Annotated in this window: 27 protein-coding genes and 1 pseudogene; 18 read left to right on the forward strand and 10 right to left on the reverse strand. The window is 68.2% G+C overall.

The genetic code is table 11. The features are described from left to right. Window positions 1–81 precede the first annotated feature (81 nt). Window positions 82–1,341 (reverse strand): winged helix DNA-binding domain-containing protein, encoded by a 1,260-nt coding sequence (locus tag ATK74_RS01245; RefSeq protein WP_098459340.1) that lies wholly within the window; start codon window positions 1,339–1,341, stop codon window positions 82–84. A 150-nt stretch (window positions 1,342–1,491) separates the two neighbouring features. Continuing rightward, a complete protein-coding gene (locus tag ATK74_RS01250; RefSeq protein ID WP_143483521.1) occupies window positions 1,492–2,121 on the reverse strand; it encodes a hypothetical protein in 630 nt (209 codons plus the stop codon). A gap of 165 nt (window positions 2,122–2,286) precedes the next feature. Between ATK74_RS01250 and ATK74_RS01255 the strand changes: the two genes are divergently transcribed. Further along, window positions 2,287–2,628, forward strand: coding sequence for a cupin domain-containing protein (locus ATK74_RS01255; protein WP_098459342.1), 342 nt, complete (start codon window positions 2,287–2,289; stop codon window positions 2,626–2,628). An 18-nt stretch (window positions 2,629–2,646) separates the two neighbouring features. On the opposite strand, the gene ATK74_RS01260 is transcribed toward ATK74_RS01255, so the two are convergent. Then, a complete protein-coding gene (locus tag ATK74_RS01260; protein ID WP_098461862.1) occupies window positions 2,647–3,327 on the reverse strand; it encodes a HEAT repeat domain-containing protein in 681 nt (226 codons plus the stop codon). 133 nt (window positions 3,328–3,460) lie between these two features. On the opposite strand from ATK74_RS01260, the gene ATK74_RS01265 reads away from it, so the two are divergent. The 3 genes from ATK74_RS01265 (at window position 3,461) to ATK74_RS01275 (ending at window position 5,005) form a co-directional block, all read left to right on the forward strand. After that, the gene (locus ATK74_RS01265; RefSeq protein WP_098459343.1) at window positions 3,461–3,991 is read left to right on the forward strand and encodes a dihydrofolate reductase family protein; all 531 of its coding nucleotides are present in this window, start codon (window positions 3,461–3,463) and stop codon (window positions 3,989–3,991) included. A gap of 75 nt (window positions 3,992–4,066) precedes the next feature. After that, on the forward strand, window positions 4,067–4,510 hold the full coding sequence (locus ATK74_RS01270; RefSeq protein ID WP_098459344.1) for a GNAT family N-acetyltransferase: 444 nt from the start codon (window positions 4,067–4,069) through the stop codon (window positions 4,508–4,510). Window positions 4,511–4,543: 33 nt separating this feature from the next. Then, window positions 4,544–5,005: a hypothetical protein gene (locus tag ATK74_RS01275; protein WP_098459345.1), complete on the forward strand. Its 462-nt coding sequence runs from the start codon at window positions 4,544–4,546 to the stop codon at window positions 5,003–5,005. Between the two features lie 55 nt (window positions 5,006–5,060). Here ATK74_RS01275 and ATK74_RS01280 read toward each other — a convergent pair whose 3' ends face one another. Both ATK74_RS01280 and purL read right to left on the reverse strand, forming a co-directional pair. Then, window positions 5,061–5,462 (reverse strand): hypothetical protein, encoded by a 402-nt coding sequence (locus ATK74_RS01280; protein WP_098459346.1) that lies wholly within the window; start codon window positions 5,460–5,462, stop codon window positions 5,061–5,063. 205 nt (window positions 5,463–5,667) lie between these two features. After that, window positions 5,668–9,558 carry a phosphoribosylformylglycinamidine synthase gene (gene purL, locus ATK74_RS01285; protein WP_098459347.1) on the reverse strand — a complete coding sequence of 1,297 codons (3,891 nt, stop codon included), beginning with the start codon at window positions 9,556–9,558 and terminating at the stop codon, window positions 5,668–5,670. Between the two features lie 146 nt (window positions 9,559–9,704). Between purL and ATK74_RS01290 the strand changes: the two are divergent. Beyond that, window positions 9,705–10,538: pseudogene (locus ATK74_RS01290) on the forward strand (phosphoribosylaminoimidazolesuccinocarboxamide synthase); the annotation flags it as partial. Window positions 10,539–11,147: 609 nt separating this feature from the next. On the opposite strand, the gene ATK74_RS01295 reads toward ATK74_RS01290, so the two are convergent. After that, window positions 11,148–11,930: an SDR family oxidoreductase gene (locus ATK74_RS01295; protein ID WP_098459349.1), complete on the reverse strand. Its 783-nt coding sequence runs from the start codon at window positions 11,928–11,930 to the stop codon at window positions 11,148–11,150. Beyond that, window positions 11,930–13,408 (reverse strand): succinic semialdehyde dehydrogenase, encoded by a 1,479-nt coding sequence (locus ATK74_RS01300; protein WP_211283246.1) that lies wholly within the window; start codon window positions 13,406–13,408, stop codon window positions 11,930–11,932. The genes ATK74_RS01295 and ATK74_RS01300 overlap by 1 nt, the downstream gene beginning before the upstream one ends. A 274-nt stretch (window positions 13,409–13,682) precedes the next feature. Between ATK74_RS01300 and ATK74_RS01305 the strand changes: the two genes are divergently transcribed. The 6 genes from ATK74_RS01305 (at window position 13,683) to ATK74_RS15250 (ending at window position 17,918) form a co-directional block, all read left to right on the forward strand. After that, complete coding sequence (locus ATK74_RS01305; RefSeq protein WP_098461863.1) at window positions 13,683–14,147, forward strand: DUF4870 domain-containing protein; 465 nt, start codon at window positions 13,683–13,685, stop codon at window positions 14,145–14,147. Window positions 14,148–14,189: 42 nt separating this feature from the next. After that, window positions 14,190–15,647: an amidophosphoribosyltransferase gene (purF, locus tag ATK74_RS01310; RefSeq protein ID WP_098459351.1), complete on the forward strand. Its 1,458-nt coding sequence runs from the start codon at window positions 14,190–14,192 to the stop codon at window positions 15,645–15,647. Continuing rightward, entirely contained in the window at window positions 15,637–16,701 is a 1,065-nt protein-coding gene (gene purM / locus ATK74_RS01315) for a phosphoribosylformylglycinamidine cyclo-ligase (protein ID WP_098459352.1), read from the forward strand. The genes purF and purM overlap by 11 nt, the downstream gene beginning before the upstream one ends. A 113-nt stretch (window positions 16,702–16,814) precedes the next feature. After that, entirely contained in the window at window positions 16,815–17,042 is a 228-nt protein-coding gene (locus ATK74_RS01320) for a DUF3073 domain-containing protein (protein ID WP_098459353.1), read from the forward strand. A gap of 124 nt (window positions 17,043–17,166) precedes the next feature. Further along, on the forward strand, window positions 17,167–17,484 hold the full coding sequence (locus ATK74_RS01325; protein WP_098459354.1) for a CD225/dispanin family protein: 318 nt from the start codon (window positions 17,167–17,169) through the stop codon (window positions 17,482–17,484). 101 nt (window positions 17,485–17,585) lie between these two features. Next, window positions 17,586–17,918 carry a DUF2752 domain-containing protein gene (locus ATK74_RS15250; protein WP_169923681.1) on the forward strand — a complete coding sequence of 111 codons (333 nt, stop codon included), beginning with the start codon at window positions 17,586–17,588 and terminating at the stop codon, window positions 17,916–17,918. On the opposite strand, the gene ATK74_RS01335 is transcribed toward ATK74_RS15250, so the two are convergent. Next, window positions 17,911–18,654 carry an SDR family NAD(P)-dependent oxidoreductase gene (locus tag ATK74_RS01335; RefSeq protein WP_098459356.1) on the reverse strand — a complete coding sequence of 248 codons (744 nt, stop codon included), beginning with the start codon at window positions 18,652–18,654 and terminating at the stop codon, window positions 17,911–17,913. The genes ATK74_RS15250 and ATK74_RS01335 overlap by 8 nt on opposite strands. A 68-nt stretch (window positions 18,655–18,722) precedes the next feature. Here ATK74_RS01335 and ATK74_RS01340 point away from each other — a divergent pair, with 68 nt between their 5' ends. Further along, window positions 18,723–19,472, forward strand: a complete 750-nt coding sequence (locus ATK74_RS01340) for a phosphoglyceromutase (RefSeq protein ID WP_098459357.1) — start codon at window positions 18,723–18,725, stop codon at window positions 19,470–19,472. 81 nt (window positions 19,473–19,553) lie between these two features. On the opposite strand, the gene phoU is transcribed toward ATK74_RS01340, so the two are convergent. Continuing rightward, the gene (phoU, locus tag ATK74_RS01345) at window positions 19,554–20,219 is read right to left on the reverse strand and encodes a phosphate signaling complex protein PhoU (protein ID WP_098459358.1); all 666 of its coding nucleotides are present in this window, start codon (window positions 20,217–20,219) and stop codon (window positions 19,554–19,556) included. Between the two features lie 194 nt (window positions 20,220–20,413). Here phoU and ATK74_RS01350 point away from each other — a divergent pair, with 194 nt between their 5' ends. From ATK74_RS01350 to ispF, 6 genes are all read left to right on the forward strand, one after another. Beyond that, window positions 20,414–21,562, forward strand: a complete 1,149-nt coding sequence (locus ATK74_RS01350) for a sensor histidine kinase (protein ID WP_245840570.1) — start codon at window positions 20,414–20,416, stop codon at window positions 21,560–21,562. Next, a complete protein-coding gene (locus tag ATK74_RS01355; RefSeq protein WP_098459359.1) occupies window positions 21,559–22,236 on the forward strand; it encodes a response regulator transcription factor in 678 nt (225 codons plus the stop codon). Before ATK74_RS01350 ends, ATK74_RS01355 begins: the two co-directional genes overlap by 4 nt. A gap of 64 nt (window positions 22,237–22,300) precedes the next feature. Then, entirely contained in the window at window positions 22,301–23,254 is a 954-nt protein-coding gene (locus ATK74_RS01360; RefSeq protein WP_098459360.1) for a ribose-phosphate diphosphokinase, read from the forward strand. Between the two features lie 176 nt (window positions 23,255–23,430). Then, window positions 23,431–23,916, forward strand: coding sequence for a CarD family transcriptional regulator (locus ATK74_RS01365; RefSeq protein WP_098459361.1), 486 nt, complete (start codon window positions 23,431–23,433; stop codon window positions 23,914–23,916). A gap of 9 nt (window positions 23,917–23,925) precedes the next feature. Next, a complete protein-coding gene (gene ispD / locus ATK74_RS01370) occupies window positions 23,926–24,618 on the forward strand; it encodes a 2-C-methyl-D-erythritol 4-phosphate cytidylyltransferase (protein WP_098459362.1) in 693 nt (230 codons plus the stop codon). After that, window positions 24,615–25,085 carry a 2-C-methyl-D-erythritol 2,4-cyclodiphosphate synthase gene (ispF, locus tag ATK74_RS01375; RefSeq protein WP_098459363.1) on the forward strand — a complete coding sequence of 157 codons (471 nt, stop codon included), beginning with the start codon at window positions 24,615–24,617 and terminating at the stop codon, window positions 25,083–25,085. Before ispD ends, ispF begins: the two co-directional genes overlap by 4 nt. 3 nt (window positions 25,086–25,088) lie before the next feature. Here the strand turns inward: ispF and ATK74_RS01380 are convergent, their stop codons facing one another. Then, a complete protein-coding gene (locus tag ATK74_RS01380; protein WP_169923682.1) occupies window positions 25,089–26,264 on the reverse strand; it encodes a neutral zinc metallopeptidase in 1,176 nt (391 codons plus the stop codon). Window positions 26,265–26,357 lie beyond the last annotated feature (93 nt).

Consider the following 26,357-nt stretch of genomic DNA (forward strand, 5'->3'; position numbering starts at 1 on the left):
GGCTCGACGCTCCGACCGCCGATCTTGTCGTCATCAGGGCACTGCCGGAGCTGCGCCGCCGCCTGACCGCCAATGTTGTCGTTATGAGGCCGGTTTGAGGGCCTCACAACGACAACATTGGCGTTCGAGTGCGGACGGTGCGTCTACACCGCCTCGATAACGACAACTTTGGCGGTCAGCCGGCTGATTTCGTGGCGGGGGAGCTGGGTGCCTCGCGGACTGTGGCGGTTCGGCGGCGGGGGTGGCCGGTCTTCTCGGGCCTGGCGTGGCCCGGCATGGTGAGCCCAACTCGGCGAAGGCACGCTCGATGCTGGCCTGATCGGCCTTGCCGAGGTCGGCGAAGGGCTGGGCCTCGACTCGCGGTTTGGCTTTGGTGCCGCCGCGCTTCCAGGTGCCGACCACCCGTCCAGCCTTGACGATCGTGGGTCGGAACATGCCGTTGTTCCCTGGGACGATCTGGTCGGCGAACGCCGGAGGTACTGCGAAGCTGCGATCGGCGTAGCCGAGCAGGTACTCGTCGAAGCCGGGGAGTAGTCGCAGGCGCAGCGCATCGCGGCGGTGCTGGGCGAGCAGATCGGGCAGCGCTGGATCCATGAGGTACTCAACCCCGTCGAGCTGAACCGACGTGAGTTCCTCACGGATCGAGGCGACTCCGGCCCGAGAGTCGGTCAGGGTGAGCGAAGCCCATCGAGCCAAGTCAGCGACGGTCGCGGGACCGTGGCTGAGCAGGAAGCGTCGAGCCAGTTCGGCGAGAGCTTCATCCCGGGCCAGGGCTTTGGGGGAAGGCACCCAGTCGGCATAGCTGGCAACCAGCTGCTCGCTGCCCCGCATCGGCCCCAGCACCAAGGTGGCCTCCTGGCAGAGTCGTCCGAGCAGGTGAATGCCGGTCTGAGGTTGGAGCAGCAGGCCCTCGGCTGCCCAGCACGCGAACAGCTCCTTGCGGGTCAGCTGCGTCCCGCCGGTCAGCTCGGCCAGGGCGATGTCGGCGGCGCGTCCGATCACCGCTTCGGTGATGCCCAAGTCGGTGCGCCGCTTGTCCGCCCCGGCCAGCATGCGAGCTGTGGTCAGCGACAGGATCCAACCCAGGTCCTCGGCGGGCACTAGGTGCAGGGTGCCGCGCATCGGCCACGACCGCACAACCTGCCCCGAAGCCAGCGCAGCCTCCACCCCCGCTCGGCTCCCGCCCGCGAACCGCAGACCTATCGAGGTGAGTGCACCAGGGAGATCCTGGGCCTGCACCGCGCCGAGGTGCCGGACGACCTCGACGGCGTCGTCCAGGCGCGGACCGACCAGCCGCTGCGCCACAAGGCGAAGCAGGCCCAGCTCCGGACGAGCGGTCATGGCACTGAGTATGCCGAGTCGTGCGGACAGTCCGTGGTCGGTCAGTCGACCTTCCCATTGGTGGCTGACGAGCCACGGCGTGAGGACAAGTCGATGCGAGTCCGCAATCCGGCGACTAGAGCTGTGGCTTCGAGACCCTCGGGCGACGTTTCACGCCGGGTTGACCCAGCCTTCCAGCCACTGGAGTTCATCGGCCTCAGCATGAGCTAGCCCGACATTGCGGTGACGAGCGAAGGGTGATTGGGCTCCGGCCGCTTCGAGGGCCTGGGCAGCCAAATCTCTGGCGGCCAGATGATCGCCGCTCGCGATCGCCAACTTCAGTCGACAGACGAAGTAGCGGTAACGGCTTGCCGGGAAGGGTGAACGCTGCTCGGCCCACCACGCATTCAGTAACGCGCGGGCTTCGGCCAGGGCACTCTCGCCGGGTGTTGCCAGCAGCAACTCCGCGAGATCGATATGGGCCATGCCGGATGTGCCGTTGAGGTCTGGGTCCTCGTGAATGAGCTGCCGAAAGAGCGCCTCGGCGCGCGCAGGGTCCTCTTCCTTCAGGGATGCCGCCAGGCACTCGATGGAATGCCACCTGTCGATTTCGAACTCGGCGCAGTCGATTGCGCGCTGCCACAGGCGTTGTGCATCGGCTCGGTGCTCCGGAGGGAGTCCCAACGCCTTGATCTTGAGGTACTGGGAGCGGCTCCACGATCGTGCGCGGGCGAGGCGACGTTCGAAGTCCTCCTGTGCTGCCGGCGACCAGTCGGCGGTTCGGTACCACTCTTCAGCCACCACCGGAGTATCTCAGGCCGCGGTGTCGCGGACGAGGAGTGTCGCGCCACCGGAGTGCGATCTAGCGATCACCCGGTTCGCTAGCACCTTTGCGCTCTAGTCGAGCGGCCCGCACCAGTGACACATTGCTCCCAACAAGGTGCCTCCGGCGCCGAGGGGAGTGCCATGGCCGACCCGATCACCACCAATCCCGACCTGTACCACCTGCTCTTCGAGAACGACCGGGTGCGGGTCCTGGAGTATCTCGACAGCCCGGGTGATGCCACCCGGCCGCACTCACACCCCGACAGCGTGATGGTGACGCTGAGCGGCTTCCGACGCCGACTACGGTCGGGTGCCAGCGAGCTCGAGGTGGAGTTGGCGGCGTCCGAAGCCCGCTGGCTGGACGCCCAAGAGCACTCGGGCACGAACATCGGCGAGACTCCGACCCACACGATCTTCGTCGAGTTGAAGGAGCCTCGCCCTGCCGAGTCTCCCGAGACTCGCTTGGGGCCATCAGCCTCCTGACGACCCCAAGCGAGGGTCCTACTGCTCGACGTCCTCCACCAGCGGCGCCCCGCGCAGGGCGACGATCCGCTCGGCGGCGGCGATCGCGACATCGAAGCCGAGATCGGGGTTCCTGATCAGCTGCTCGGTGGCGATCGCGTGAGCTCGGACGGCCGCACGCCGGCCCCGCCTGGCCCGCTCGATCACCGGCGTGGCCGCGTCCCCGAGTGCGGCCAAAGCGCGGCTCAGGCTGCGCTGGGTCGTGTAGTCGCCCCGTCCGAACTCGCTGGACAGCTCCTTGGCAAGCGCGGACGCCTCGGCCTCGGGCACCAGGTTGGCTGCCGTGCGCCAGGCCGTCCGGGCCACCTCGTCCTCGGCGTCGTGCAGGAGTTCAGCGGTGATCGCCGGCCATGCGCGCTGGTCGCCCAGCTTGGACAGCGTGTGCAGCGCCTGGGCGCGGGCCTGCGGGAACACCGAGGTGAGCTCGGGCAGAACCCGCCCGAGGGTGCGCGTCCGGTCGTGCTGGATGAGCGCCCAGGTGAGCATGTCGCGGACGAAGAAGTCCGGCTCGATGGTGAATCGCTCGACCAGCGGATCGATGTAGTGGTCGGCCGGACGCAGCCCAGCCGCCATCGCGGTCTGCAGTCGGGTGGACGCCGACTCCGCCTCCAGGGCGCTCTTCAGTCGGCTCACCACGATCTCGATCTCATTCTGGGCCATCTGGACCACCTCCACGATCCAGTGAAAACCTTCACGTCGCGTGAAGGTCAACCCAGGTGGCAATCCTTGCCATGCCCTGGACATCGCGTGTCCGATGCTGTCTGCTCGAACTGTCGTCAGCGAGGAGGCGGAGATGGCCACGATCGTGTTCGGGATGAACCAGTCCCTGGATGGCTACGTCGACCACGACCGGTTCGGGCCGGGCCCGACGCTGTTTCGCCACTTCGTCGAGCAGACTCAGCAGCGCGCCGGGGCGGTCTACGGGCGCCGCATGTACGAGATCATGCGCTACTGGGACGACGAGCAGCCCGACTGGGACGACGACGAGCGCGCCTTCGCCGAGGCCTGGCGCGCCATGCCGAAGTGGGTGGTCTCGCACACGCTGACCTCGGTCGGCCCCAACGCCCAGCTGGTGGCGGACGATCTCGCGGACTCCATCGCGAAGCTGAAGGCCGACCTCGACGGCTCGATCGAAGTGGCCGGCCCGACCCTGGCCCGGAGCCTCACCGACCTCGGCCTGATCGATGAGTACCAGATCTACCTGCACCCGGTCGTGATCGGCTCCGGCACACCGTACTTCGCCGGCCCCCGTCCGCCGCTTCGGCTGATCGCCCACGACGAGGTCGGCGATGGCGTCCTGAGGCTGACGTACGTCCCAGCCTGAGCGTTGTGAGCCGGTCGGCACAGCCCGAGTGCGGCATGAGCGGACGTCCCCGCGAGGGGTGGATAGCCTTGTGGTGTGTCGACCGTTGTACGGCTGGCGAGCATCGACGACGCGGCCGCTATCTGTGCGTTGAACGCTCGAGAACTGGGCTATGCGTTCGAGCTATCTGACGCGACGGACGCCTTGGCCAGGGCACTGAAGAGCCCGCGCGACGTCGTGGTGGTCGGAGTGAGTTCCGGTGAGGTCGTCGGGTACTGCCACGGAGAGGTCTACCGGCTCCTCTACTCACCGCCGATGCTCAATGTGCTTGGCGTTGCTGTACGGAGCGACTGCCAACGACGAGGTGTAGGGGCAGCCTTGATGACGGCCATCGAGGAATGGGGCCGTGCGCAGGGCTGCTACGCCATTCGGCTCGCCACCGGCGAGACCCGAGAGGGTGCCCATGCCTTTTACACACGGATGGGCTTCACTATCAGCAAGCGGCAACTCAACCTCCGCAAGCCGCTCGGCCCCGACTAGAGTCGGCACGTGCGTCGACACCTGCCCAGCCCGATGGGGTTCGTCCTCATTGCCGCGAACGCGGTCCTCGCGGGCGCTCTCGCCCTCGAGTACCGGGCCGCCCGCAGCCTCCTGGATCGGCCGGAGACGGACTGGCTCGACCAGTACGACAGTGGCCGGATGGCGTTCGTCTCAATCGCCATCATGCTTGGCGTGATGGTTGCGACGGTCGTTGCCCTTGCAGCCCTGGTTGTGATCATCGTTCGAGCGGCGAAGCCGACGATTCTCGGGTGGCTCGCGTTGGCCGCGCACGCCGCCTTGCTGGTGATGATCTGGACCGGTGCCGCGGTCCCGGAGTCCGCAACAGAGTTCTGGTACCGCCTGGCGGTCCACGGCTCGTGCGCCGCGACCGGGATTGTGGCTGGGCTACGACTTCCTTCGGCTCGTCGTGGACGCTCGGCAGACGCCAGCTCGGACGCACCGTCGCCCATCGAGGCGGTCCGCACTCAGCCGTAAGGCGTGCGCTGCCTTCGACAGGCTCAGCGATCTGGACCGAGCCTCAGCTGGCGGGCTAGCTTCTCGTGATCGTGAGTTGCCCGACCGTCTGATCTCCGACCTGAACAGTCAAGGTGCCGGACGCGTCCGTGGGCAGCGAGAGAGTGACGACCGCCGAGGCATCCTTGCCCACATCGGCAACGGCGCTTGTCAAGATAATCTTCGGATCCTTGGTCGATACGCCGCGGACCTCCACTTTGCTCATGGGCGTCGATGCCCCTTGGCCTTGGTCGGCGCAGGACGTCCACAGCTCGAACAGCCTGACGGTGACGGTCGTGCCTGCCGCTGCTGTGCTCGGCATCTCGGCGCGCGGGGCCGCGCAGGAGCCCTGTCCGAGACTGCAGCCGGCGGTCATCGCTACCATCACGGCCGCGATCCACACGGCAGACAGTCGCGCGATGAGTGTCCTCTGGTTCATCCGTCCTCCTCGGGTCAACCGTAGGTTGCCTTCGGGTCGGATGTGCCGGATTCGCCATGCCGGGCTTCGACGAGATGATGGTCAGCGATGCGGAGCGCACCATCTGGGCCACCGATCACACCGCCTCGTGACGTGATCGATTCTGATCGGGCTAGCTAACAGGCCTCGACAGGCTCAGCTATCCGAGCTGGGCGCGGCCAGCCGGTCAGCCGATCCAGACGCGCGCGTTGCGGAACATCCGAAGCCAGGGGCTGGGCTCGTCCACGGGAGCGGACGTCCAGGAGAGCTGGGCGTTGCGGGCGACGCGCTCGGGGTGCGGCATCAGGGCCGTGAAGCGGCCGTCCGGGGTCGTGACGCCGGTCAGGCCGGCCGGGGAGCCGTTCGGGTTGTACGGGTAGGCCTCGGTGGGCTTGCCGTCGGGGCCGACGAAGGCCAGCGCGCGATGCACCTGGCCCGCATCGCCGCGGACGGAGAAGTCGGCGAAGCCTTCGCCGTGGGCCACCGCCACCGGAATCCGGCTGCCGGCCATTCCGGCGAAGAAGATGGACGGGCTCGCTGCCACCTCGACCTGGACCAGCCGTCCCTCGAACTGCTCGGAGCGGTTGCGGGTGAACATCGGCCACGCCGCAGCGCCGGGAATCAGATCGGCCAGCGCGGCGAACATCTGGCAGCCATTGCAGATGCCCAGTCCGAAGGTGTCCGGACGGTTGAAGAACGTCGCGAAAGCCTCCGTCAGGGCCGGGTTGAACAGCACGGAGCGGGCCCAGCCCTCGCCGGCGCCCAGGGTGTCGCCGTAGGAGAAACCGCCGCCGGCTACCAGGCCGACCACGTCGGCCAGGTCGAAACGTCCGGCCTGCAGGTCGGTCATGTGCACGTCGATCGCGTCGAAACCGGCCGCGGCGAAGGCATGCGCGGTCTCGACGTGGCTGTTCACGCCCTGCTCACGCAGGATCGCCACCTTCGGCCGCGCCCCGGTCGAGATGTACGGCGCGGCGATGTCGTGGGTCGGGTCGAAGCTCGGCGCCACCACCAAGCCGGGGACGTCCGCGCCGAAAGCGGCATGTTCGGCGTCGGCGCATTCGGGGTTGTCGCGCAGGGCGGCGATCCGCCAGGACACCTCGTCCCAAGCCTGGGCCAGGTCGCGCAGGTCCTCGTCCAGCAGCACCTCGCCGGCCACGTCCACCCGCACCCGGCGTCCGGGCAGCGTGCAGCCGACCAGCGAGCTGAGCTCGCCCAGGCCATGCTTTGCCAAGATCGCCAGCACGGCAGCTTCGTTCTCGGGCGCGATGCCGAGCACCACACCGAGCTCCTCGGCGAACAGCGCCTCGACGCTGGGCACGTCCACCAGCAAGCCGGACGCACTCGCGAAGCCCATTTCGCAGACCGCGGCCCACAGGCCGCCGTCCGAACGGTCGTGGTAGGCCTGCACCAGGCCGGACGCCCGCAGCTCGGTCAGCGCCGCAGCCAGCGCCACCAGCCGGGACGGGTCGTCCAGATCGGGAACGACATCGCCGAACTGGCCGCTGACCTGGGCCAGCATCGAGCCGCCGAGCCGGTTGGCCCCGGCCCCCAGATCGACCAGCACCAGCGCGGAATCCTCGCCCAGCACCGGGGTCCAGGTGCCGGCGACCGAAGGCAGCGAGGCGAACGCCGAGACCACCAGCGACACCGGCGAGGTGACCTGCTTGGCAGTGCCGTCGGCGTCGGTCCAGCGAGTCCGCATCGACAGCGAATCCTTGCCGACCGGAATCGAAATCCCTAGTGCCGGGCACAACTCGAGGGCAACGGCGGCCACGGTGTCGTACAGGGCGGCGTCCTCGCCGTCCTCACCGCAGGCGGCCATCCAGTTGGCCGACAGCTTCACCGTGGACAGCTCCACCGGAGCGGCCAGCAGGTTGGTCAGTGCCTCGCCGACCGCCATCCGTCCCGAAGCCGGGGCGTTCACTGCAGCCAGCGGCATCCGCTCGCCCGAGGCCATGGCCTGACCGGCCAGGCCGGTGTAGTCCGACAGCGTCACGGCCACGTCGGACACCGGCACCTGCCAGGGCCCGGCCATCTGGTCGCGGTGGTTCAGCCCGCCCACCGAGCGGTCGCCGATGGTGATCAGGAAGCGCTTGGACGCCACGCTCGGGTGCCGCAGCACCGCATAGGCGGCCGCCCGCAGATCGACGCCGTCCAGCTCAAGCGCCGGGGACGTCCAGGAGACCCGGCGCACGTCGCGGGTCATCTTCGGCGGACGTCCGAGCAGCACCTCCATGGGCATGTCGATCGGACGGTCATCGTCCTCGGCGTCCTCAGCCGACGGTGCCAACACCAGCTGGCCGTCGTCGCGAGCCACCCCGACCACGGCGAACGGGCAGCGCTCCCGGGTGCACAGCGCGGCGAACCGCTCCAGCGACTCCGGGGCGATGGCCAGCACGTAGCGCTCCTGGCTCTCGTTGCTCCAGATCTCCTTGGGGGCCAGGCCGGACTCCTCCAGCGGCACCGCGGTCAGGTCGAAGCGGGCGCCCAGGCCGGCCCCGTCCACCAGCTCGGGGAAGGCGTTCGACAGTCCGCCGGCGCCGACATCGTGGATCGACAGGATCGGGTTGTCCTCGCCTGCGCTCCAGCAGTGATTGATCACTTCCTGGCAGCGCCGCTGAATCTCCGGATTGCCGCGCTGCACCGAGTCGAAGTCGAGTTCGGCGGCATTGGCTCCGGCCGCCATGGACGAGGCCGCGCCACCGCCCATGCCGATCCGCATCCCCGGACCGCCGATCTGGATCAGCAGTGACCCGGCCGGGTAGCTGATCTTCTCGGTCTGGCTAGCGCTGATGGCGCCCAGGCCGCCAGCGCTCATGATCGGCTTGTGGTAGCCGCGGCGCACCCCGGCCACGGTCTGCTCGTAGACCCGGAAGAAGCCGCCCAGGCCCGGACGTCCGAACTCGTTGTTGAACGCCGCCGCGCCCAGCGGGCCGGCGGTCATGATCTCCAGCGGCGAGGCGATGTGCTCCGGGGCGCCGAAGTCGTCGGCCTCCCACGGCTCGTTGGTGCCGGGCAGGTGCAGGTTCGAGACCGCGAAGCCGGTCAGGCCGGCCTTCGGGGCCGAGCCGCGTCCGGTGGCGCCCTCGTCGCGGATCTCGCCGCCGGAACCGGTGGCCGCGCCCGGGAAGGGGCTGATCGCGGTCGGGTGGTTGTGGGTCTCCACCTTCATCAGCACATGCACTTCGTCGTCGCGATGGACGTAGCTGCTCGGCCCGTCCGCGGCTTCGGGGGCCCAGCGGCTGATCACGCCGCCGGCCATCACCGAGGCGTTGTCGCGGTAGGCGACTACGGTGCCGGCCCCGTTGACCTTCTCGGTGTGGCGGATCATGCCGAACAAGGTGTGCTCGGCCGGGGTGCCGTCGATCACGAAGTCGGCGTTGAAGATCTTGTGTCGGCAGTGCTCGGAGTTCGCCTGGGCGAACATCATGAGCTCGACGTCGGTGGGATTGCGCTTGAGCTCGGTGAACGCGGTGACCAGGTAGTCGATCTCGTGGTCGCTCAGCGCCAGACCGAAGGTGACGTTGGCTTCGGCGATCGCGTCCCGGCCGGCGCCCAGGACGTCCACGTGCGCCATGGGCTCGGCTTCGCGCTCGTTGAACAGCACCGCCGAATCCTCGACGTCGGCGAAGGCCGACTCGGTCATCCGGTCGTGCAGCAGAGCGGCCGCGGCCTCCCACTCGTCGGAGCGCAGGGCGCGGGTGCAGGCCAGGGAGTACTCGATCACGCGCTCGACCCGGCGTACTGCAACCCCGCAGTTGTGGGCGATGTCGGTGGCCTTGGACGCCCATGGCGACAACGTGCCGAGTCGCGGTGCCACCACCACGATCGCGGTCCTGCTGCCCTCGGCGGCCGGGCCCTCGGCCGGACCGTAGCGCAACAGCGTGGCCACGGTCTGAGTGGTCTCCCGATCGAGGGCTGCGTCGCTGGCCACCCAATGCACGTACCGGGCGCTGACAGCGGTGATCGCCCTGCTGGCCCCCTGCAGCCGCTGGAGGACGGCCTTGGCGCGGAACGGCGACAGCGCATTGCCGCCCCCGAAGCTAGTCAGAACGAACGCGGCGGACGCGGTCATGAAACCTCCGGATCGGCATTACTGGCGGCGGCTCAAGGCTATCGGGCTCAGGCCGCGGCGGCGTCCGCGCCTCGCTCGGCGAGAACCGCATCGGTGCCGTGATGAGAGTCGGGCATGCGTCCGGCCCGGCCCGTTAGGCTGACCGGGTGCTCGACACTCCGTTCCACTCCGGCAAGGTCCGGCGGCTCTATCACTGGGGCGACGACCAGATCCTGATGGTCGCCACCGACGCGATTTCGGCCTACGACTACGTGCTTTCCACCGAGATCCCGGACAAGGGTGCGATTCTCACCCAGCTGTCGCTGTGGTGGTTCGACCAGCTGCGCGATCTGATCGCCAACCACGTGGTCTCCACCGAGGTGCCGGACGAGGTCGCCCGTCGCGCGGTGATCGTCGAGCGGCTGGACATGGTTCCGGTCGAATGCGTGGCCCGCGGCTACCTGACCGGCTCCGGCTGGGTGGAGTACCAGGCGTCCGGCTCGGTCTGCGGAGTGCCTCTGCCGCCCGGGCTGGTGGACGGTTCGAAACTGCCCGCGCCGATCTTCACCCCGGCCATCAAGGCGCCGCTGGGGGAGCACGACGAGAATGTCGACTTCGCCACCATCGTCGAACTCCACGGCGCCGAGCTGGCCGCACGCCTCCGCGACGCCACGCTGGCCATCTATTCCCGGGCCGCCGAGCTGGCCGCCGAGCGGGGGATCATCCTGGCCGACACCAAGTTCGAGTTCGGGCTGCGGCCGGACGGCACCCTAGTGCTGGCCGACGAGGTGCTCACTCCCGACTCGTCCCGCTTCTGGGATGCGGCCCTGTGGCAGCCCGGACGCAGCCTGCCCAGCTTCGACAAGCAGTACGTCCGCGACTGGCTGGCCAAGGAGTCGGGCTGGGACCGTGCGTCCGACACCCCGCCGCCGGCGCTCCCGGACGCCGTGGTCGCCGCCACTCGCGACCGCTACCTCGAGGCCTACCGCCGCCTGACCGGCACCGACTTCTAGCGCCGTCCGACTTCTCGTTCTGGCCGACTTCTACTCGTCCCCGTCCCCACACCAGTTCGCGCTACCGAGTGCAACGTTTGCTCCCGATCTTCCGGTAGCGGGAGTTGCTTTCGGTAGCGGGAACCGTGAAGGAGGGCGGACGCGAACGGGGCTTAGCTCGCCCGTCCACAGGCCCTTCCGGAACAGTCCCGGGTCCATCCTCACTCGGGTTCTTCGTCGCCGTCCCCACACCAGCTCGCGCTACCGAGTGCAACGTTTGCTGCCGAGTTTCCGGTAGCGGGAGTTCCGTTCGGTAGCGGGAACCGTGGAGGAGGGCGGACGGGGGAGCGGACGCGTGTCCGTCACCACCTCGGTTCGTGGTCGTCCTCACCCGGTTCGTCGCCGTCCCCACACCAGTTCGCGCTACCGAGTGCAACGCTTGCTGCCGAGATTCCGGTAGCGGGAGTTGCTTTCGGTAGCGGGAACCGTGAAGGAGGGCGGACGGGGGCGGGGTCGAGTCGGACGGGCGGACGGGGGAGCGGGGGACGGGAACGGGGGCGGGTCGAGTCGGACGGGCGCGCGGCGCGAGCGCGCGAGTCGGGGACGGCTGGCCCGAGCTCAGCTCTGGCGGCCGCGGAACTCGTCCATCGAGTGGTTGATCCCGAAGAAGTTGGCCACGGCGTCGAACGCGCGGACGGGCAGAACTCGTAGCCAGGGGACAGTGCGCACCATCGGCGGCATGATCAGCTGCTGGCGTCCGCGCTCGATGGCGTCCAGGATCTTGCCGGCGGCCGCGGCCTCTTTGAGGATCGGCAGCAGCACCGGGAACCGGGTCTTCACTCCGTCGAACATGCCGGTGTCGATGTAGAACGGGGCCACGATCAGGGTGCCCACTCCGGTACCGGCCAGCTCGCCGCGCAGCGACTCGGTGAAGCCGATGGCCGCCCACTTGCTGGCCGCGTAGTCGGTCTGCCGAGCCACTCCGACCAGTCCGGCCGCGCTGGCGATGGTCACCACCAGTCCCGAGTGACGCTCCAGCATCCCGGGCAGAAGGGCGCGAGTCGTCCAGTAGCCGGCCAGGGTGTTCACCTCGAACGTCCGCCGGATCTCGCCCTCGGACGCCTCGAGCAACGGCTTGCCGGTGACCACCCCGGCGCAGTTGATCAGGACGTCCACCGCACCGGCCTCGGACGCTGCCGCGCCCACCGCGGCGGTGTCTGTGACATCCACCTGCGCCCACCGTGCGGACGCCCCGAGCTCGCCGGCCACCTGCTCGGCGGCGGCACCGTTGCGATCCCAGAGCACGACCTTCGCCCCGCGAGCCACGCTCTGCCGAGCCAGCTGGCGGCCCAGGCCACTGCCGCCGCCGGTGATCAGCAGCGTCGCGCCGGCCAGCTTCATCAGTTCACCTTGTTCAGCAGGGCGATGGCCTTGGTCATCAGGTCGGCGTAGCGCTGGTTGGTGAACCCGCGCGGCGGAGCGATCGGGTGCAGCCGCTGGACGGCCACACTCTGCGCCTCGGTGTACTTCAGCAGCCCCTGGCTTCCGTGCCGTCGGCCCATCCCGGACTCGCCGAACCCGCCCATGGGAGCGGCGTGCGAACCCCAGGCTGCGGCGTAACTCTCGTTGACGTTGACGGTGCCGGCCCGCAGCTGGGCGGCCACCGCCTCGCCGCGTCGGGCCGACCAGACCGAAGCGTTCAGGCCGTAGACCGAGTCGTTGGCCCGGGCGATGGCCTCGGCCTCGTCCGCCACCCGGTACAGCGAGACCACCGGCCCGAAGGTCTCGTCCCGGCACAGCGTCATTTCTTCGGTGACATCGGTCAGCACGGTGGGCTCGTAGAAGTAGGGGCCGAGGTCCGGACGAGCCCGCCCGCCGGCCAACACGGTGGCGCCCTTGGCCACGGCATCGTCCACGTGGGCGCTGATCGTGGCCAGCTGCTTGGCCGAGGACAGCGAGCCGACATCGATGCTCCAGTCGTGCCCAGCCCCGATCCGAAGCTCTCCGACGGCCGCGACCAGGCCGGCCACGAAGGCGTCCCACACCTCGGCGACCACGTAGACCCGCTCGATTCCCACGCACACCTGGCCGGTGTTCGCGAAGGCGCCACGGACGGTGCCGGCCACGGCGGCGGGCACGTTCGCATCGGCCAGGACCAGCAGCGGGTTCTTGCCACCCAATTCGGCAGAGAAGCCGATCAGCCGCTCGGCACAGGCATGAGCCAGCACCTTCCCGGTGGCCGTGGAACCGGTGAACATCAAGAAGTCGACCGCCTCGACTAGGGCCGGACCGAGCACCGAGCCGGCTCCGGTGACCACCTGGAACAGCCCGTCCGGCAGGCCGGCGTCGGCGAGCAGCTCAGCCAGCAGCAGGCCGCAGTGCGGAGTCTGGGAGTCAGGCTTGAGGATCACGGCGTTGCCGGCCAGCAGGGCCTGCGCGGCGTCCGAGGCCGGCAGGTTGAACGGGTAGTTCCACGGGTTGATGATTCCGACCAGGCCGAGCGGGACGTGATGCTCGACGGTCTTGGTCAGGACCGGAATGGCGCCGGCTCTCCGGGTCGGACGCAGCAGTCCCGGTGCTTGTCGGGCGAACACTCGGACGGCGCGGGCGGCGTCCAGCACCTCTTCGAAGGCGCTCAGTCGCGACTTGCCGGTCTCGTCCTGAATGGTGTCCAGGACCCGGTCGCGGTTGGCCAGGATCACCTCGGCCAGCCGGCTCAACACCCGAGCCCGTTCCCGCACCGGAAGGGCTGCCCAGGCCGGCTGGGCGGCGCGACCGCGGGCGGCAGCGGCGATGACGTCGGACGGGGCGGCTGCGCTCAGCACGCCGTACTCACTGGCGTCGAAGGGACGGCGGACGATCAACTGTTCGCTGGACACGCGCACAGGCTACGCGCAGGGCCGGAGCCCTCGGGGGAAATGGTGGGTGCTGTCCGGAGGGGGAGCCTGGCAGCAGCACTGCCCACCGGCTCAATTCAGCATCTGATGAGGGGAAATGCATCTCTATCAGCCGGCCGTGGAGACGTCCATTAGCCCGGCATTGCCGATGCCAAGAAATGCCTACTCGACGCCATCTGAGAGTGAGTTTCGACCCGCACAAACTGCCAAATCGAATCCATATCCGTGCGGGGCATTACAGCGCTATCTTGTGCACATGACGCAGACACCGTCCAACGGCGAACCCGGCGCCGACCAGACCCCGGACTTCAATATCGGCGACCCGGTCGCCCCGCAAGCACCGGACTCCTCGGTGCCCCCTCCGTACACGCAGCCCAGCTTCGGTGGTTCCGCTCCGGCGGCCGGCGACACGACTTTCGCGTCGATGGCGCACTGGCTGAGCATTTTGATCAGCTTCATCGGCCCGCTGATCATTTGGCTGACCAAGGGCGAGCAGGACAAGTTCGTGAAGGATCACGCCGTCGAGGCGCTGAACTTCAACATCACGCTGATCATCGGCTACGTGATCTCCTACATCCTGGTGGCCGTGAGCTTCGGCTTGCTGTTCTTCCTTCCGTTCCTGGTGTGGGTTGTCGGCCTGATCTTCCAGATCCAGGGCGCGATCGCAGCCAACAGCGGCAAGACCTACAAGTACCCCTTCGCCCTTCGCCTGGTGAAGTGAGCTTGGTCGCACCCGGGCTCGGCTCGCCAGTAAGGTTGTGGCGTGCTGAGCCCGGGTGACGACTTTTCCGACGAGCCCGGTCCGAGGGACGCCTGTGGCGTCTTCGGCGTGTGGGCCCCTGGCGAGGACGTCGCCAAACTCACCTATTTCGGGCTCTATGCCCTGCAGCACCGCGGCCAGGAGTCTGCCGGCATGGCGGTCAGCAACGGTGAGCGGATCATGGTCTTCAAGGACATGGGCCTGGTCTCCCAGGTCTTCAACGAAGCCACCCTCAACTCCCTCAAGGGCCATCTGGCCGTGGGGCACTGCCGTTACTCCACCACCGGTGCGAGCACGTGGAGCAATGCCCAGCCGACCTTCCGCGGCACCGAGACCGGCGGAATGGCCCTGGCTCACAACGGCAACCTGACCAACACTGATGAGCTGGAGACCTGGCTGGCCGGCAAGATCGCCGAGTCGGACGTCCCCCGCAAGAACCGGATGGACTCCACCTCCGACACCGCTCTGGTCTCCGCACTGCTCTCGGTCTACTCCGGGGACGGCCTGCGCTCGGCGGCCATGCAGGTGCTGCCCCGGCTGGACGGGGCGTTCTGCCTGGTCTTCAGCAACGAGAAGACCCTGTTCGCGGCCCGCGACCCGCAGGGCATCCATCCGCTGGTGCTCGGACGCCTGGAGCACGGGTGGGTGGTGGCCAGTGAGACCGCGGCCCTGGACATCATCGGGGCCACCCTGATCCGCGAAGTGGAGCCTGGCGAGCTGATCTGGATCGACGAGGCCGGGCTGAACAGCACCCGCTTCGCTGAGGCCGATCCCAAGGGCTGCCTGTTCGAGTATGTCTATCTGGCCAGGCCGGACACCCTGATCTCGGGGCGTCGGGTGCACGCCGCCCGGGTCGAGATCGGACGGACGTTGGCCCTGGAGTGCCCGGCCGACGCCGACCTGGTGATCCCGACTCCGGAGTCCGGCACCCCATCGGCGATCGGCTACGCGGAGGCGTCCGGGATCCCGTTCGGGCTGGGCCTGGTCAAGAACTCCTATGTGGGGCGGACGTTCATTCAGCCGTCCCAGACCATCCGCCAGCTCGGCATCCGGCTCAAGCTGAACCCGATCCGGGACGTGATCGAGGGCAAGCGGCTGGTCGTGGTGGACGACTCGATCGTCCGCGGCAACACCCAGCGGGCGCTGGTCAAGATGCTGCGTGAGGCCGGAGCGGCCGAGGTGCACGTCCGGATCTCCTCACCGCCCGTGCAATGGCCGTGCTTCTACGGCATCGACTTCGCCACTCGGGCCGAGCTGATCGCGCCCGGGCTGAGCACCGACGAGATCTGCCGCTCGATCGGCGCCGATTCGCTGGGCTACATCTCGCTAGAGGGCCTGACTGCCTCCACCGGGGTATCCGGACGTCGGCTGTGCCGAGCCTGTTTCGACGGCAACTACCCGGTGCCGATCCCGGCCGACCGGGCCGAGCAGATGGGATTGGAGCAGAAGTTTGGCTGCTGAGAACGCCTATGCCGCGGCGGGAGTAGACATCGCCGCCGGCGAGCGTGCCGTGGAACTGATGAAGGCTTCGGTGGCTGCCAGCCACCGTCCCGAAGTGCTCGGCGGGCTGGGTGGTTTCGCCGGCTTCTTCGATGCGTCCGCCCTGGCCGGCTATCGGCGTCCGGTGCTGGCCACTTCGACCGACGGCGTCGGCACCAAGGTGGCCATCGCCCGGGCCATGGGAGTCTACGACACCATCGGCTACGACCTGATCGGCATGCTGGTGGACGACCTGGTGGTCACCGGCGCTGAGCCGCTGTTCGTCACCGACTACATCGCCTGCGGCAAGGTCCACCCCGAGCGGATCGCGGCCATCGTCGGCGGCATCGCCGCGGCGTGCACCGCGGCCGGTGCTGCCCTGCTGGGCGGTGAGACCGCCGAACACCCCGGCCTGATGGACCCCGAGGACTTCGACGTGGCCGGAGCGACCACCGGTGTGGTCGAGTACGACGACATCCTGGGTGCCGAGCGAGTCCGTCCGGACGACGTGGTGCTGGCTCTGGCCGCATCCGGCCTGCACTCCAACGGATACTCGCTGGTCCGCCACGTCCTGCTCGATCAGGCCGGCTGGAAGCTGGACCGTGAGGTGGAAGAACTTGGTACCAGTCTGGGCGACGCACTGCTCACCCCGACCCGGGTCTACGCCAAGGAACTGCTGGCTCTGATCCGCCACGTCGAGGTGCACTCGATCAGTCACATCACCGGCGGTGGCCTGGCCAACAACCTGGTCCGGGTGATTCCGGACGGGATCGGCATCGATCTGGATCGCTCGACCTGGACCCCACCGGCGGTCTTCTCGCTGGTGCAGCAGGTCGGCAAGCTGCCATTGGCCGATGTCGAAGCAACCTTGAACCAGGGTGTCGGGATGGCCTTGGTGCTGCCTGAGTCGTCGGTGGCGAAGGCCATCGAACTGTCCGAGGCAGCAGGCATCCACGCCTGGGTGGCCGGTGCTGCGGTGGCCGAGCCGGGTGCTCCGGCCCGGGTCAGCCTGCACGGAACCCACCCCGGCTACTGAGCGTCTGTCTTTGCGACGGTGCCGGGATTAGGTACCCTTGCCTCACGACGAAACCATGACTCACAGATAGCGGCTTCGACCGCTGCGACAGGCGAGGGGGCTGACCCGACCATATGGGGCGCGGCCGTGCAAAGGCGAAGCAGACGAAAGTCGCTCGCGATCTGAAATATCGTTCCTACTCCACCGACTTCACCTCCCTTGAGCGTGAGCTGCGCGGTGATCCCTACGATCCCGAGCCGGTGGCCGAGGTCGAAGAGGCGGAAGAGGACGACCCCTACGCCGATCTCGCTGATCGCTACGCCGATCCCGGCGACGTGGACACCTACCGTCGCATTAGCTGATCGGACGCTCTTCCCGCCACAAGACATGCCTTGTCGGGAGTGAAATTGCGCCCTGTTGGCGCAGACTCTTACTGCTCCGTTTCCGCTCCGCTAGGTTGTGCGCACCTACGGGAGGAGATGGAAAGTGTCACAACCAACAGGACCGGGTCAGTACGGTGCTCAGCCGCCCTATCAAGGGGCTCCGCCGAACAACTATTTGGTCTGGGCGATCCTGGCGACGGTGCTCTGCTGTCTGCCACTGGGCGTCCCTGCGATCGTGTTCTCCTCGCAGGTGAACAGCAAGTGGGCAGCCGGTGATGCAGCCGGTGCGCTGGAGGCGTCGAACAAGGCCAAGCAGTTCTCGATCTGGGCCGCGATTGCCGGCATTGTCGTGGTGGTCGGCTACTTGATCTTCCTCTTCGCCCTCGGCGGCCTGGCCCTCCTGCAGGCCGGTCAGTCCTGATCGCTGCAGCAGCGCGTGCGTCCCAGTCTCGTGGCTGGGCGCTGACGAAGGTCGGCCTGGTTGCCGCTGGCAGCCTGGCCGGCCTCGTCCTGTTGCACGGGGTGGACCCGAACCAGCCGGGCCATTACCCGTCCTGTCCGACCTATGCGCTCACCGGCTGGTACTGCCCCGGCTGCGGCGCACTGCGGGCGCTGCACTTCCTGACTGTCGGCAACCTCGAGGCAGCCTGGGCCATGAACCCCGCCGCGGTGCTGGCCGTGCCCTATCTGGCCGTGTCGTGGCTGCTGTGGGCCCGGCGGGAGATCACCGGACGGCCTCGCGCCTTCCTGGCCCCCGGCTGGCTAATCCTGTCCGTCGGGATCGGGTTGGTGGTCTACGGAGTGCTGCGAAACGTCCCGGGGCTGGAGGTGCTGGCTCCGCACCGCCTCAGCTGACCCGGTAGGTCTTGTGGTTGGCCGCCTGAGCCACCGGACGGATCACCATCCGGTCGATGTTCACATGAGCCGGACGAGTGGCCATCCAGACGATGGCCTCGGCCACATCGTCGGCCACCAGCGGGTTGGGCACTCCGGCGTAGACCGCGTCCGCCTTGGCCTGATCGCCACCCAGGCGGACCAGTGAGAACTCCTCGGTGTGCACCATGCCCGGGCTGATCTCGGTGATCCGCACCGGCTGGTCGTAGAACTCCAGCCGCAGCGCGCCCACCAGCATCCGCTCGGCAGCCTTCACGCCGCAGTAGCCGGCCCCGCCTTCGTAGGCGGACTCGGCCGCGGTCGAGGTCACGAACACCAGCGCGCCGTGCGCTGCCGTCAGGGACGGCAGTAGGGCCCGGGTGACCCGCTCGGTGCCGAGCACGTTCAGCTGGTACATCCGATCCCACTCGGCGATGTCGGCGCTGGCTACGGGAGATAGGCCGAAGGCGCCGCCCGCGTTGTTCACCAGGACGTCCAGGCGGCCGCCGACCGCGTCGGCCAGGGCGGCCACGTCCGCGTCACTGGTGATGTCACAGGTCAGGGCTCGGCCACCGATCTCGTCGGCCAGGGCCTGGATCCGATCGGTGCGCCGGGCCACGCAGATCACCTCGAAACCGGCTGCGGCCAGCTGTCGGGCGGTGGCCGCCCCGATCCCACTGCTGGCTCCGGTCACCACTGCTAGCCCAGATTGCGTCATGGTGGGGATTCTGCCAGCTTGCAGACACCGTGAATCTCGGGGTCGTGAACGCGGATAGGCTTTCCGATATGAGTGCCAAGCTGATCCTGCTCCGCCACGGCGAGAGCGAATGGAACGCCAAGAACCTGTTCACCGGTTGGGTGGACGTCGACATCAATGACAAGGGAGTCGCCGAGGCCAAGCGGGGCGCCGGACTGCTCAAGTCGGAGGCGCTGCTGCCGGACGTGGTGCACACCTCCGTGCTGCGTCGGGCCATCCACACCGCCTACCTGGCCCTGGACGGCTGCGATCGGCACTGGGTGCCGGTGCGTCGCTCCTGGCGGCTCAACGAGCGCCACTACGGCAACCTGCAGGGCAAGAACAAGGCCGAGACCCTGGCCGCCTACGGCGAAGAGAAGTTCATGCTGTGGCGTCGGTCCTACGACACCCCGCCGCCGGCCCTGGACGCCGACAACGAGTACACCCAGTTCAACGACGACCGGTACGCCTTCCTGCCGCCGGAGGCTCGTCCGCAGACCGAGTGCCTCAAGGACGTCGTGATCCGGATGCTGCCGTACTGGTACGACTCGATCGTCCCGGATCTGCGTGACGGCAAGACCGTCCTGGTCGTGGCCCACGGCAACTCGCTGCGCGCTCTGGTCAAGCACCTGGACGGGATCAGCGACGCCGACATCGCCGGGCTGAACATCCCGACCGGCATCCCGCTGCTCTACGAACTGGACGCCGACCTGCGTCCGATCACCGCGGGTGGACGCTACCTCGACCCGGAGGCCGCCAAGGCCGCCATCGAGGCCGTCAAGAACCAGGGCAAGAAGTAGCTCACCCCTCCATAAACCAAACAAGCTGTGAGTTTGGCGGTGACATCGCCGCCAAACTCACAGCTTGCGTGCATTTCGGGGTCAGGCGACCGGCCAGTTCTCGCCTTCGGGCAGCAGGCCGGTGATCACGTAGATCACCCGGGCCGCCATGATCACGGCGTGGTCGGCGATCCGCTCGTAGTAGCGACCGAGCAGGGCCACGTCCACGGCGGCCTCGACGGTGTAGGGCCAGTCCTGTCCGAGGATCACTCGGAACTGGCTCTTGCGCAGCTCGTCCATCTCCTCGTCGGAGTCGGCCAGCCGACCGGCGTCGTGGGCATTGCGCTCACGCAGCGACCGTCCGGCGGTGGCCACCATCTCTTCGGCGACGCGCGCCATCAGAGTGAAGTTCGGGACCAGGCCCTCGGGGACGGCCCGCTCCGGGAAGCGCAGCCGGGCGATCTTGGCCACGTGTGCAGCCAGGTCGCCCATCCGGGCCAGGTCGGCCACCATTCGCAGCGCGGCCACCACGGTGCGCAGCTCGCCGGCCACCGGAGCCTGCCGGGCCAGCAGCGAGAAGCAGCGCGCCTCCAGCTCATCGTGCATCTTGTCGATCGCCGAGTCGCCGGAGATCACCGCTTCGGCAAGGCTCAGGTCGGCCTCCAGCAGCGCCTGGGTCGCCTGGCGGACGGCCACCTGGACGGCCTCGCTCATCCCGACCAGGTCGGCGACGACGCTCTCCAGGTTCTCTCGGTAGTTGTCCCGCATGATCTTCTTCCGTTCCGGGGCGCGCCCGCGCTCGCCCAGTGGCTTCCAGGAAGAAGGCTAGACATGCCGACCTGCACTCGTGGTGCAGCCGAGCGAACGATCGGTGAACAGTCGGTGAATCTTCCACCAAGCCTGGTCGCGATGAGCGCACAAAGGCCGATGGCGGGCTCGGGGAGTGCCTACACTCAGCAACTGTGACGCCCATAGCTTCGTCGGCTCTTCTCGGTGTGGTGCTCGGCGCCGGTTTGGCCGCGCTGGTGTTGTGGCTGCTGGTTCGCCGTTCCGCTCGTCGGGTGGCCGGCCAGATCGTGAACCGGCACCACTTGGGCGAGATCCTCGGACCGCTGCGTGCCGCCGTGGTGGTGCTCTCCGACACCGATCGGGTGTTGGCCTGCTCGGACTTTGCCAAGTCGATCGGCATGGTGCGCGGCTCCTCGATCGCCCTGGCCGAGGTGCAGCAGGTGCTGGCCGATGCCCGGGTGCAGCACCGCACCAACGAGGCCGAGATGCGGTTGATCGAGCCGTCCACCGGAGCCCCGCTGCTGTTGTCGGTGCGCGCGGTCCTGCTCAGCAATGACGGCGCCGTGGTGATCGGCGAGGACCGTTCCGCCGACCTGCGGTTCAGCCAGACCCGGCGCGACTTTGTCGCCAACATCAGCCATGAGTTGAAGACCCCGATCGGCGCCATCGGACTGCTCGCCGAAGCGGCCGAGGCCGCCACCGACGATCCTGAGGCGGTCAAGCACTTCCTGAAGAAGCTGATCGCCGAGGCCGATCGACTCAACGAGCTGGTCAGCCAGATCATCGCCTTGTCCCGGCTGCAGGCCGCGGACTCGTCCACCGATGCCCGCACCGTGGTGGTGGCGGACGTGATCGCGGCCGCCGTCTCCCGGACCAGGGAGCAGGCCGAGGCGGCCGGGATCTCGGTCTCATCCTCGGTCCAGCCCGGGCTCACCCTGCACGGGGATGCCGAGCAACTGGAGACCGCGCTGACCAACCTGGTGCAGAACGCCATCGCCTACTCCGAGCGCGGCGCCAGAGTGGCGGTGTCCGGCCAGGAGACCGTCGGCGAGGTCGAGCTGCGGGTCTCCGACACCGGCATCGGAATCAGCGATGCCGACCAGAAGCGGATCTTCGAGCGTTTCTACCGGGTGGACGCCGACCGGAGCCGGGCCAGTGGTGGCACCGGCCTGGGGCTGTCCATCGTCAAGCACATCGCGTCCGCCCACGGCGGCGATGTCAGTGTGTGGAGCCGTCCAGGGCAGGGGTCGACGTTCACCCTGCGGCTCCCCGTCCAGTCTGCTGCCGGAGATCCGGCTGATCGCGAGGAGGTTCCCCGATGACTCGGGTTCTGATCATTGAAGACGAAGAGAGCTACCGGGAGACCATTGGCTTCCTGCTGCAGCGGGAGGGCTTCGAAGTGTCGTCCGCTGCGGACGGCTCGGCCGGCCTGGCCGCCTACGACCGTCAGGGCGCCGACATCGTCCTGCTCGACCTGATGATGCCCGGCCTGTCCGGCACCGAGGTCTGCCGCCAGCTGCGGGCCCGCGGGAACGTCCCCATCATCATGGTGACCGCTCGCGATTCCGAGGTGGACAAGGTGGTCGGGCTCGAGCTGGGCGCCGACGACTACGTCACCAAGCCCTTCAGCGGACGCGAACTGGTGGCCCGAATCCGAGCCGTCCTGCGCCGTGGCGCCGAGGTCGACCTGGTCACCGACGTGATCGAGGCCGGCGGAGTCCGGATGGACGTGGAGCGGCACGAGACCACCGTCCGCGGGATCCCGATCCAACTGGCGTTGAAGGAGTTCGAGCTGCTCGAGCTGCTGCTGCGCAACTCCGGCCGGGTGCTCACGCGCGGCCAGCTGATCGATCGGGTCTGGGGTCCGGACTATGTGGGCGACACCAAAACCCTGGACGTCCACGTCAAGCGGCTGCGAGCAAAGCTCGAAGTGGATCCGGCAAATCCGGAGCTGCTGGTGACCGTGCGCGGACTTGGTTACAAGTTCAATAGTTGAGAGCGAGCGTCTCGCGGCACCCGGCGCGGCGCACGGGTCGGCCAGAGAAGGCTAAGGTACTCCGGTGACGACGGACATTACCGTGTTCTCCGGCCATGGCCATCCCGCTTTCGCCCAGGATGTCTGCCGGCTCTTAGGCGTAGAACTCTCCCCGTCGCGGCTCTCCCGCTTTTCCAACGACTGCCTTCAGGTGCAGTTGCGGGCAAACTGCCGCCAGCGAGACGTCTACATCATCCAGCCGCTGGTTCCTCCCACGCAGGAGAACCTGATGGAGCTGTTGATGATGGCCGACGCTGCGCGCGGGGCCTCGGCGGCGTCGGTCACGGTGGTGATGCCGCACTACGCCTACGCCCGCTCGGACAAGAAGGACGCCCCGCGAATCAGCATCGGCGGACGTCTGGTCGCCGACCTGATCCACACCGCCGGCGCCAACCGGGTGCTCACCATGGCGCTGCACGCCCAGCAGGTGCACGGCTTCTTCTCGATGCCGGTCGATCACCTGAGCGCGCTGGAGGTGCTGGCTGAGCACTTCCGCAGCCGGGACCTGTCCAAGACCGTGGTGGTGTCGCCGGACTTCGGCAACGCCAAGGAGGCCAACCAGTTCGCCCGGATGCTCGGGGTGGGCATGGCGGCCGGATCCAAGCGTCGCCAGGCCGACGACAAGGTGGTCATCGACGCCATCGTCGGCAAGGTCGGCGGCAAGGACGTGATCATCCTGGACGACGAGATCGCTACGGCGGGTTCGGTGGTCGAGCTGATCGAGACCGTCCGTCGCTACCACGTGAACTCGATCTCGGTGGCCTGCACCCACGGCCTGTTCAGTGGCAAAGCCATCGAGCGACTCAACGCCGTCCCCGATATCGTCGAGATCGTCACCACTGATACGGTGCCGCCGCCCGTGGGTCTGGACCGGCTCTCGGTGGTCACCGTGGCCCCGCTGTTCGCGGAGGCCGTGCGCCGAATCAACTGCGGTGAGTCCATTTCCGGACTGTTCTCCGACGAAGTCACTTACGGCTGATCCCAGCGCACGTTCGTGCAAAGCCGCGCCGACTAGGGGTCATCTGTGCGGGGCCTCCGGAGGCACAGCCTGTCGGGGTTGTCAACCCGGAATGTGCATTTGGCTAGGAGAGACGGCCTTCGGAGTGCTGGACCCCCGTGCTAGAATGGGTACCCGGGAAAGGTGGCAAAGCTGTTATGACGTTCACAATTGGTGAAACCGTGGTCTACCCCAATCATGGCGCGGCAGTCATCGAGGCTCTGGAGAACCGGACGATCAAGGGCGAGGAAAAGCTTTACCTCGTGCTGCGGATCGTCGGTCAGAATGACTTGGTGGTGCGTGTTCCGGCCTGCAATCTCGACCTCGTCGGGGTCCGGGATGTGGTCGACGCCGATGGCCTGGAACGGGTCTTCACTGTGTTGCGAGCCCCCCACGCTGAAGAGCCGACCAACTGGTCGCGCCGCTACAAGGCGAACCTGGAGAAGCTGCACTCCGGCAATGTGCTGAAGGTGGCCGAGGTCGTCCGCGACCTGTGGCGCCGGGAGAAGGAGCGCGGCCTGTCGGCCGGCGAGAAGCGGATGCTGGCCAAGGCCCGGCAGATCCTGGTTTCTGAGCTCGCCCTGGCCGAGAAGGTTGCCGAAGACCGCGCCGAGGTGTTGCTCGACGAGGTGCTGGCCTCCTAAGGACCAGCCATGGAGCCGGTGGTTGCGGTCGTCGTTGCCGCGGGAGCTGGCGTTCGCCTCGGCGGAGCCGAGCCCAAAGCGTTGCGCCTGCTGAATGGGCGTCCGCTGATCAGTCACTGCCTGGACGGCTTGGCCGCCGGCGGCGTCGATCGTGCGGTTGTCGTGGTGGCTGCCGGTGCCCAGGGTGGCTTCGAACCTGCTCTGGCCGACTCTCCGATTCCGGCCAGCTATGTCTTCGGCGGGGACGATCGCGCCGCCTCGGTCGAGGCCGGGCTGGCGGCGATCGCCGGTGACCGCGACCTCGATCAGTGCCGCTATGTGCTGGTCCATGACGCGGCGCGGGCTCTGGTGCCCGGTGCCGTCGTGGCCCGGGTGATCGCCGCGCTGCGCGAGGGTGCCCGCGGCTGCGTCCCGGTGGTTCCGGTGGTGGACACCGTCCGCCAACTCACCGCCGACGGCTCGGTGGTGCTCGACCGCTCCCAGCTGCGCCTCGTCCAAACCCCGCAGGGCTTCGAACGCTCGTTGCTGGTGACGGCGCTGAGTGAGGCTCGCCGGACCGGGCTGCCGATCACCGACGATGCCTCGGCCGTCGCCGCGCTCGGCGAGCCGATCGCGCTCGTCGAAGGCTCACGGGACGCGTTGAAGGTGACCGAACCACTCGATCTGGTGCTGGCCGAGGCGATCCAGCGGAGCCGACGATGAGCTTCCGGGTCGGAGTAGGCACCGACGTCCACGCCTTCGCGGCCGGAGTGCCGCTGTGGGTGGCCGGGCTGGAGTTCCCCGACGAGCCGTCCGGCCTGGCCGGGCATTCCGACGGCGACGTGGCCGCCCATGCCGCCTGTGATGCGCTGCTGTCCGCAGCCGGACTGGGCGATCTGGGCAGCAACTTCGGGGTCGACCGTCCGGAGTGGTCCGGTGCCAGTGGCGTGGCCTTCCTGACCGCCACCGTGGCCCTGCTCCAGCAGTCCGGCTACTCGGTGGTGAACATCGCCATCCAGGTGATCGGGAACCGTCCCCGGCTGGCCGCGCGCCGAGCCGAGGCCGAGGCCGTGTTGAGTGCGGCCGTGGGAGCGCCGGTGAGCGTCTCTGGCACCACCACCGACGGGTTGGGCCTGACCGGACGCGGCGAGGGCGTGGCTGCCATCGCCACCGCCCTGATCCAGAGCTGAGCCCTAGCGAACCGCCTTCGCGCTGACCGTGTAGGTGTTGCAGGCACCCATCGAGGTTCCGGTCTGGCCGGTGCTGAACCAGGTCTTGCGAGCATTGCCGGAGCCGTGGTCGCCGTCGTAGCCCGCCTGCCCGGTGAGCACATCATCGCCCAGGTTGTAGATCACGTTGCGCAGGTTGGCCAGCTCGTCCGCGCTCAACCCGGACGACTGGGCCACCGCGTGGCTGAACATGCCCGAGAAGCAGTCGGCCTGCACTTCCAGCCGTCGCGAGTAGACCTTGGCCGCCGCGCTGGAGTCCTGCTCCTCGGCCCGCTGCTCCCAGGCCATCGAGGAGATCAAGATGCCGGTCCGGGCCTGAATCGTGTGCCCGAACTCGTGGGCCAGCACCGTCTCGACAACGAAGCGGTCGCGCTGCTGCGAGGCCGGGAAGATCTTCCACAACTGCTTGGAGTAGTAGATCTGTTGGTCGGCCGAGCAATAGACCGCGTTGATGTCGTCGAGCTTTCCGCACTTGGTGGTGACCGCGCCGTTGTACACGGTCACCGGCGGACGGGGAAGCTCAAAGCCGGCCGCAGCCAGCGGCGCCTTCCACACCTTCACCAGGCAGGCGGTGAGCTCATTGAGGTGCTTCTCCAGAGCCGTCCCGGACGCCCGGGTCATGTCGATCTCGGGCAGTGCGCAGTCGGTCGGGATGGCCGGTGCCTGGCGATACACCGGGTTCTTCTGCAGCCAGGCGGTGGCCTGGGTGTAGGTGTCCGGGTTCGGCAACTCGGACGGGTGGTGATCGGGCGGACCCACCTGGTCATCGATGCTGCCCGGATCGGACGGCTGGTCGTCGGGGTTGGTCGGATCGCTCGGCCAGGCCGTGGCGCTGCTGGTGGCGTCCGGGGACTCGGTGGCAGAGACGTCCTCGCTGAGCCAGCTCAGCACCGAGATGGCGAAGATCACCACTCCGATGGCCAGGAACGCCGCGAACAGCAGCCCGCGCAGCGGGCTCGGACGACGCGGCGGCTGATAGAACGAACCCGGTGCGGGGTAGGCCCGCTGCGGGTACGGGCTGAAGGTTCCCGGGACCGGATTCTGGCCGTAGGGCTGACCGGACGGGGCCGGCCACTGCGGCGGCGGCCACTGTGAGGGCGGCGGCCATTGCTGGCTCTGGCCACCCCACTGCTGCGTCACGCCGGACAGCCTAGACGCTGACCCGACGAACCGGGAGGAGTCCGGCCGCGCCGTGTACGCCGTCCGCGGCGACCCCCTAGGCTTTGGCCCGGA

This window comes from Propionicimonas paludicola (assembly GCF_002563675.1).
GTDB classification, from domain to species: Bacteria; Actinomycetota; Actinomycetes; order Propionibacteriales; family Propionibacteriaceae; genus Propionicimonas; species Propionicimonas paludicola.

Coding starts and splice junctions, on each gene's coding strand:
- ATK74_RS01245 (WP_098459340.1), bottom strand. CDS start 1,341: ATGACCGCTCGTCCGGAGCTGGGCCTGCTTCGCCTTGTGGCGCAGCGG.
- ATK74_RS01255 (WP_098459342.1), top strand. CDS start 2,287: ATGGCCGACCCGATCACCACCAATCCCGACCTGTACCACCTGCTCTTC.
- ATK74_RS01260 (WP_098461862.1), bottom strand. CDS start 3,327: ATGGCCCAGAATGAGATCGAGATCGTGGTGAGCCGACTGAAGAGCGCC.
- ATK74_RS01265 (WP_098459343.1), top strand. CDS start 3,461: ATGGCCACGATCGTGTTCGGGATGAACCAGTCCCTGGATGGCTACGTC.
- ATK74_RS01275 (WP_098459345.1), top strand. CDS start 4,544: ATGGGGTTCGTCCTCATTGCCGCGAACGCGGTCCTCGCGGGCGCTCTC.
- ATK74_RS01280 (WP_098459346.1), bottom strand. CDS start 5,462: ATGAACCAGAGGACACTCATCGCGCGACTGTCTGCCGTGTGGATCGCG.
- purL (WP_098459347.1), bottom strand. CDS start 9,558: ATGACCGCGTCCGCCGCGTTCGTTCTGACTAGCTTCGGGGGCGGCAAT.
- ATK74_RS01295 (WP_098459349.1), bottom strand. CDS start 11,930: ATGAAGCTGGCCGGCGCGACGCTGCTGATCACCGGCGGCGGCAGTGGC.
- ATK74_RS01305 (WP_098461863.1), top strand. CDS start 13,683: ATGACGCAGACACCGTCCAACGGCGAACCCGGCGCCGACCAGACCCCG.
- ATK74_RS01320 (WP_098459353.1), top strand. CDS start 16,815: ATGGGGCGCGGCCGTGCAAAGGCGAAGCAGACGAAAGTCGCTCGCGAT.
- ATK74_RS01335 (WP_098459356.1), bottom strand. CDS start 18,654: ATGACGCAATCTGGGCTAGCAGTGGTGACCGGAGCCAGCAGTGGGATC.
- ATK74_RS01340 (WP_098459357.1), top strand. CDS start 18,723: ATGAGTGCCAAGCTGATCCTGCTCCGCCACGGCGAGAGCGAATGGAAC.
- phoU (WP_098459358.1), bottom strand. CDS start 20,219: ATGCGGGACAACTACCGAGAGAACCTGGAGAGCGTCGTCGCCGACCTG.
- ATK74_RS01355 (WP_098459359.1), top strand. CDS start 21,559: ATGACTCGGGTTCTGATCATTGAAGACGAAGAGAGCTACCGGGAGACC.
- ATK74_RS01365 (WP_098459361.1), top strand. CDS start 23,431: ATGACGTTCACAATTGGTGAAACCGTGGTCTACCCCAATCATGGCGCG.
- ispD (WP_098459362.1), top strand. CDS start 23,926: ATGGAGCCGGTGGTTGCGGTCGTCGTTGCCGCGGGAGCTGGCGTTCGC.
- ispF (WP_098459363.1), top strand. CDS start 24,615: ATGAGCTTCCGGGTCGGAGTAGGCACCGACGTCCACGCCTTCGCGGCC.